This is a genomic window from Saccharomonospora halophila 8, from assembly GCF_000383775.1.
In the GTDB taxonomy this organism is placed as follows: domain Bacteria; phylum Actinomycetota; class Actinomycetes; order Mycobacteriales; family Pseudonocardiaceae; genus Saccharomonospora; species Saccharomonospora halophila.
This window is the reverse complement of sequence record NZ_KB912473.1, coordinates 1-2,389: the sequence shown is the minus strand read 5'-3', so window position 1 is coordinate 2,389 and position 2,389 is coordinate 1. Positions and strand designations below refer to the sequence as shown.

4 protein-coding genes are annotated in these 2,389 nt (G+C 72.8%); all 4 read right to left on the bottom strand.

Going from position 1 to position 2,389, the window contains the following annotated elements:
* Positions 1 to 392: aminotransferase class I/II-fold pyridoxal phosphate-dependent enzyme (locus SACHA_RS19485; RefSeq protein WP_019806227.1), on the bottom strand; the 392-nt coding region annotated here is incomplete at its 3' end.
* Positions 389 to 838, bottom strand: a complete 450-nt coding sequence (locus tag SACHA_RS0100145; RefSeq protein WP_019806226.1) for a sugar 3,4-ketoisomerase — start codon at positions 836 to 838, stop codon at positions 389 to 391. The genes SACHA_RS0100145 and SACHA_RS19485, both read right to left, overlap by 4 nt.
* A gap of 111 nt (positions 839 to 949) precedes the next feature.
* The gene (locus SACHA_RS0100140; protein WP_019806225.1) at positions 950 to 1,552 is read right to left on the bottom strand and encodes a response regulator transcription factor; all 603 of its coding nucleotides are present in this window, start codon (positions 1,550 to 1,552) and stop codon (positions 950 to 952) included.
* Positions 1,527 to 2,389, bottom strand: an 863-nt coding sequence (locus SACHA_RS0100135; RefSeq protein ID WP_019806224.1) for a sensor histidine kinase, incomplete at its 5' end; no start/stop codon positions are given. The genes SACHA_RS0100140 and SACHA_RS0100135, both read right to left, overlap by 26 nt.

Genomic DNA, 2,389 nt, shown 5'->3' with positions numbered 1-2,389 from the left:
ACCGGCACGAGCGCGGCGGTGCGCGGGGTGACCGCCGCGGCCACCCGGTCCGGGTCGAGCGTCACGGTGTCCTCGTCGGGTTCGACGGGCACCGGCAGCGCACCGGCGGCCGACACCGCGAGCCAGGTGGCGACGAACGTGTGCGACGGCACGATCACCTCGTCGCCCGCACCCACACCGAGCGCGCGCAGCCCCAACTCCAGCGCGTCGAACCCGCTGCCCACCGTGACGCAGTGGGTCGCGCCGCAGTACGCGGCGAACTCCCGCTCGAACTCCGCGACCTCCGGACCGGCGAGATACCGGCCGGAGTCGAGCACCCGGGCGACGGCCGCGTCGGTCTCCGCACGCAGTTCGGCGTAGGCGGCGCGGGCGTCCAGGAACGGGACGGTCACCGCAGCGCCCTGGCGGCCAGGACGAACTCGTCGTAGTTCCGGTAGTAGTCGGACTCGTCGTAGATCTCCGAGGCGAGCACCAGCCCCACGGCACCCGGCGAGAAGTTGATCAGGTTCCGCCAGGTCATCGGCCCGATGAACAGACCACGCCGGGGGGTGTCCAACAGATACCGGCCACGTGTGTGGCCATCGTCCACAGTGATCTCGAACTGCCCGTGCAGGGCGATGACGACCTGGCGCAGACACCGGTGCCCGTGGGCTCCGCGTACGGTCGCCACCGGGAGACCGTAGAGGTAGTACACCCGCTTGATCTCGAAGTCGATGTCCTTACCGGTCTCCACGACGGACAGGCTGCCCCGCGGGTCGGCGTGCTCGTCGAACTCGAGGAGCCTGCACGGCTCGACCCGTCCGGGCTCCGTCCCGGGATGCGACAATCGCGCGCTCATGTGCCGACGTTAGACCGGCGGAGCACCGGACCGCCTCCGTCGTCCGACGCATCCGGCGGTGGCCGGTCTCCACCGGAACACGGACCTCGGCCGGTGCCCGGTCCCGGGCGGTCAGATCCAGCCCTCCTCCCACGCCCGTCGGGCGGCGGCGTAGCGGGTTTCCGCGTTGAGTTTCGACATCGCCGAGGACAGGTAGTTGCGGACGGTGCCCTGGGCCAGGTTCGTCGCCGCGGCGATCGACGCGACGGTCGCGCCGTCCCGGCTGTGCCGCAGCAGCTCCAGTTCCCGCTCGCTGAGCGGGCACGCCGACGCCGACAGCGCCGAGGCGGCCAGCTCGGGATCGACGTAGCGGCCCCCCGCGTGGACGTCCCGCAGGATCGCGGCCAGTTTCGGCGCGGGCGTCACCTTGGGCACGAACGCGCGCACCCCGGCACCGAGTGCGCGTTTGAGCACCCCGTGCCGGGCGTGCCGGGTGACGATCACGACGGGGATGTCCGACTCCGCCCTGATCGTCTCGGCTGCGGTCAACCCGTCCGTGCCCGCCATTTCCAGGTCCAGCACGACGAGGTCGGGCCGGTGCTCGCGGGTCAGCTCCACCGCGGCCGCGCCGTCGGCGGCCTGGGCGAGGACCTCGATGTCGGGCTCCAGATCGATCAGGCTGGCCAGCGCCCCCCGCACCAGGTCCTCGTCATCGGCGAGAACGACCCTGATCATCACGCCACACCTCCCGCGCCCGTCCCGTCAGTTCGTACCAGTCGTCGCCCGTGCGTCCGGCCGTCACCTCACCGCCGATCGTGGCGAACCGCTCGCGCAGGCCCCGCACACCGCTGCCCGCGGTGGCCGGGACCTCGGCCGGGACGGCGGCCGGGACGGCGACGTGGCCGACACCGTCGTTGCCGAGTCGCACGGCCACCCCGTCGTCGTCCACGTGGACGCGCAGCTCGCACCGCCGTGCCCGGCTGTGTCGGAGCACGTTCGTGGTGCCCTCCCGGACCAGCGCGCCGAACGCCCGCTGCAACGGCGGTGCGATCCGCGCCGGGTCGCCGTGGACGGTGACCTCGATGCCCGCCGCGCGCATCAGGTCCACAGCGTTGTCGATCTCGGTACGCAGATCGATCTCCCGGTAGCCCCTCGCGAGTTCCCGGGTGTCGGTGAGCGCCGACCGCGCCAGCCGGGTGAGTTCCGCCGCGTGCCCGCGGGCGGCCGCGTCATCGGCGCCGATCAGCCGTTCGGTGAGCTCGCCCTTGAGCGCGATGGCCTGCAGCGAGTGTCCCTGGATGTCGTGCAGGTCGGCGGCGAATCGGAGGCGCTCGCGGGTGGCCGCCAGTTCGCCCTCCAACGCACGGGCCCGGTCGAGTTCGAGCACGAGATCCCAGAACCGGGCGGACAACAGGTCGGCGAACGCGAGTGCCGCGACGATCACCGCGGCCACCGCCACCGTCTCCGGGACCGACACCTCCGGCACGCGCCGCCACGACAACGCGAGCGCGCCGGTCACGGCGGTGGCCGACACGAGCCCCGCCGTCAGGCGGCCCCGTTGTCCGTGCGGGG